The following is a 2,399-nucleotide window of genomic DNA, read 5'->3' as shown; positions in this document are numbered from 1 at the left end:
GGCCGGCTTCCAGCGCGGCGATGTCGGCGGCGAACTTGAGCTGGGCCTGTTCCATGTCGCGGGCGTGCAGCTTCTGCGCCAGCGCGTCCTGGCACAGCAGGATGAAGCGCAGATAGCGGCCGCGCACATTGCTGACCACCTGTTCGGCCTGGTAGCGCGGAAACACGATGTCGTAGACCACCGCGCTGCAGATCAGGCCCAGCGAGATTTCCGAGGCCCGGGTCACCGCCAGGTCGAACACCGCCAGCGGGCGATCTATCGCCGGCAACGCGATGATGCAGGCGGTGTAGCCGGCCAGCACGAAACCGTAGGAGCGCGAGTTGCGGTACAGGGTGGCGCAGCCGGCGCACAGTCCTATCCATAGCGACAGCGCCGCCAGCAGCAAGACCGGCTGCGAGGCCAGCATGCCGACCAGGATCAAGGCCGCCGCGCAGCCGGCCAGCGTGCCGAGCAGCCGGTAAAATCCTTTCTCCAGCACCAGGCCGCTTTGCGGCGAGCTGACGATGAGCACGGTGAGCAGCGCGGTGCCCGGCGAGTCGAAACCCAGGCGGAAGGCCAGCCACAGCGCGGCGAAGCCGGCCAGCAGCGTCTTGAGGACAAAGATCCAGCGCTCGCCCTCCAGCCGCAGCCAATCACGGCTGGCGCCGCGCAGCGTCTGGCCCAGCAGCCGATGCCAGGCGGCGAGGCTAGCTGTGTTCATCGCTAGGCTCCGCCCGGTTCAGATTGCTGAGCTGGCGCAGGTAGTACTGCTCCTGCTGCTGCATCTCCTCGGCGCTGAAGCCGTCGAAGGTATTGCGCAGATTGCCCCAGACATCGGGCAGCAGCCGGCGTATGCATTCGCGTCCGGCGTCGTTGAGCGTCACCGTCACCGCGCGGCGATCGTCGCTGAGGCTGCCGCGGCGGATCAGGCCCTGCTTCTCCAGATCGTTGCAGATACGGGTCATATTGGCCGGTTTCTGCGAACAGGTTTCCGCCAGCGTGCCCGGCGTCATGGTTTCCTGTTCCGAGCCGTAGAGCACCGCCAGCACCAGATAGCTGCTTTCGGTCAGGCCATGCTTGCGCAGCGCGGCATTGGTCAGGTCCTGTATCCGTTTTTGCACATGGTAGTTCAGCCGTGTCAGCGTCAGCAGTTGCAGCGGGAATTCCGGGATTCTGGCCTTGACGCGCTGCAGGCGCTTGCTGGTTTCTTCGAAACGACTCATTGCGTGGCTCCGTTTTCGCTTGGGCTCAGGGTTTCAATGCCGCCGCCCAGCGCCGCCATCAGCGCGGCGTAACCATCCAGCCGCTGCGCCTGGGCCTGCGCTTGCTTCTGCCGCGCGGACAGTTGGCTCAGCCGCAGTTGCCGCACCGGGCTTTGGTCGCTGAGGCCGGCGCGATAGCTTTGCTCCGCCAGCGCCAGTTCGCGGTTGGCGGCGGCTAGCGCGCGATCGGCCTGTTCGGCCTGCTTGACCGTGGACTGGACATGGGCGATGGCGCTGGCGGTTTCGCTCAAGGCGTTGATCAATGTGGCGTTATAGCTTTCCACCGCCTGATCGTAGGCGGCGGTCTGGGCGCGCAGCTGGCCGCGCAGGCGGCCGCCTTCGAAGATAGGCAGGCTGATCGCCGGCGCGAAGCCGCGCAGCGCGGTGGCGGGGGAGATCAGATTGGCGAAGCCGATTCCCTGGTAGCCGGCGAAGGCGCTCAGATTGATATTGGGGTAGAAGGCGGCGCGGGCGACCTTGATGCGAGCGGCCTCGGCCTCCACCCCCCAGCGCTGCGCGCTCAGGTCCGGGCGCCGGCCCAGCAACTGGGCCGGAATGGTGGCCAGCGAGCTCAGCGGCTGTGCCAGGCTCAGTGTCGGGCGGCGCAGCCGGCCGGCGGCCTCCGGCGGCTGGCCGCTGAGAGCGGCCAACTGATTGCCCAGCGTGGCGATGCGTTCGTCTATCTGTTCGACTTGGGTGCGGCTGGGCGGTAGTCGGCCTTGCTGCTGCACCACTTCCGGTTCCGCCGCCAGCCCGGCGGCCTTGCGGCGCCGGCTGAGCTCCAGCAACGCCTGTTGCTGTTGCAGCGCGGCCGCGGCCAAGTCTTTTTGCTGGTATTGCTCGGCCAGTTGCAGATAGCCGCGCACGATCGCGGTTTCCAGGTTCAAGGCGCTGATCCTGGCGTCGGCCGCCGCCACCTGGGCATCGTTGAGCGAGGCGGTCAGCGCTTCGCGCTCACGCCCCCACAGGTCCAGGTCGTAGCTGACGCTGACCGTGGCGCGGGTCTGCCAGTCGTAGTTGCCATTGCCGATAGGCGATACCAGATTGTCCTCGGCGTGCAGCTGCCGTGTGCTCTGTCCTTGCGCGTTGACTTGGGGCAGCGTCGCGGCGGCGCTGACGTCGCTCAGCGCTTGCGCCTGGCGCAGCCGCGCGGCGGCG

Annotated in this window: 3 protein-coding genes; all 3 read right to left on the bottom strand. The window is 67.4% G+C overall.

The genetic code is table 11. The features are described 5' to 3' along the window. Positions 1 to 700: FUSC family protein (locus tag LQT98_RS03175; protein ID WP_231461096.1), on the bottom strand; the 700-nt coding region annotated here is incomplete at its 3' end. Next, positions 687 to 1,202: a MarR family winged helix-turn-helix transcriptional regulator gene (locus tag LQT98_RS03170; protein ID WP_048411526.1), complete on the bottom strand. Its 516-nt coding sequence runs from the start codon at positions 1,200 to 1,202 to the stop codon at positions 687 to 689. The genes LQT98_RS03170 and LQT98_RS03175, both read right to left, overlap by 14 nt. Continuing rightward, positions 1,199 to 2,399 (bottom strand): efflux transporter outer membrane subunit (locus tag LQT98_RS03165; protein ID WP_231461095.1); only part of this gene is annotated, 1,201 nt, incomplete at its 5' end. The genes LQT98_RS03170 and LQT98_RS03165, both read right to left, overlap by 4 nt.

This window comes from Chromobacterium aquaticum (genome assembly GCF_021129195.1).
In the GTDB taxonomy this organism is placed as follows: domain Bacteria; phylum Pseudomonadota; class Gammaproteobacteria; order Burkholderiales; family Chromobacteriaceae; genus Chromobacterium; species Chromobacterium aquaticum.
This window is presented reverse-complemented; position numbering and strand designations above follow the sequence as displayed.

What these genes read in the sequence shown, in the direction of transcription:
- LQT98_RS03170 (WP_048411526.1), bottom strand. Translation starts at nt 1,202, where the DNA reads ATGAGTCGTTTCGAAGAAACCAGCAAGCGCCTGCAGCGCGTCAAGGCC.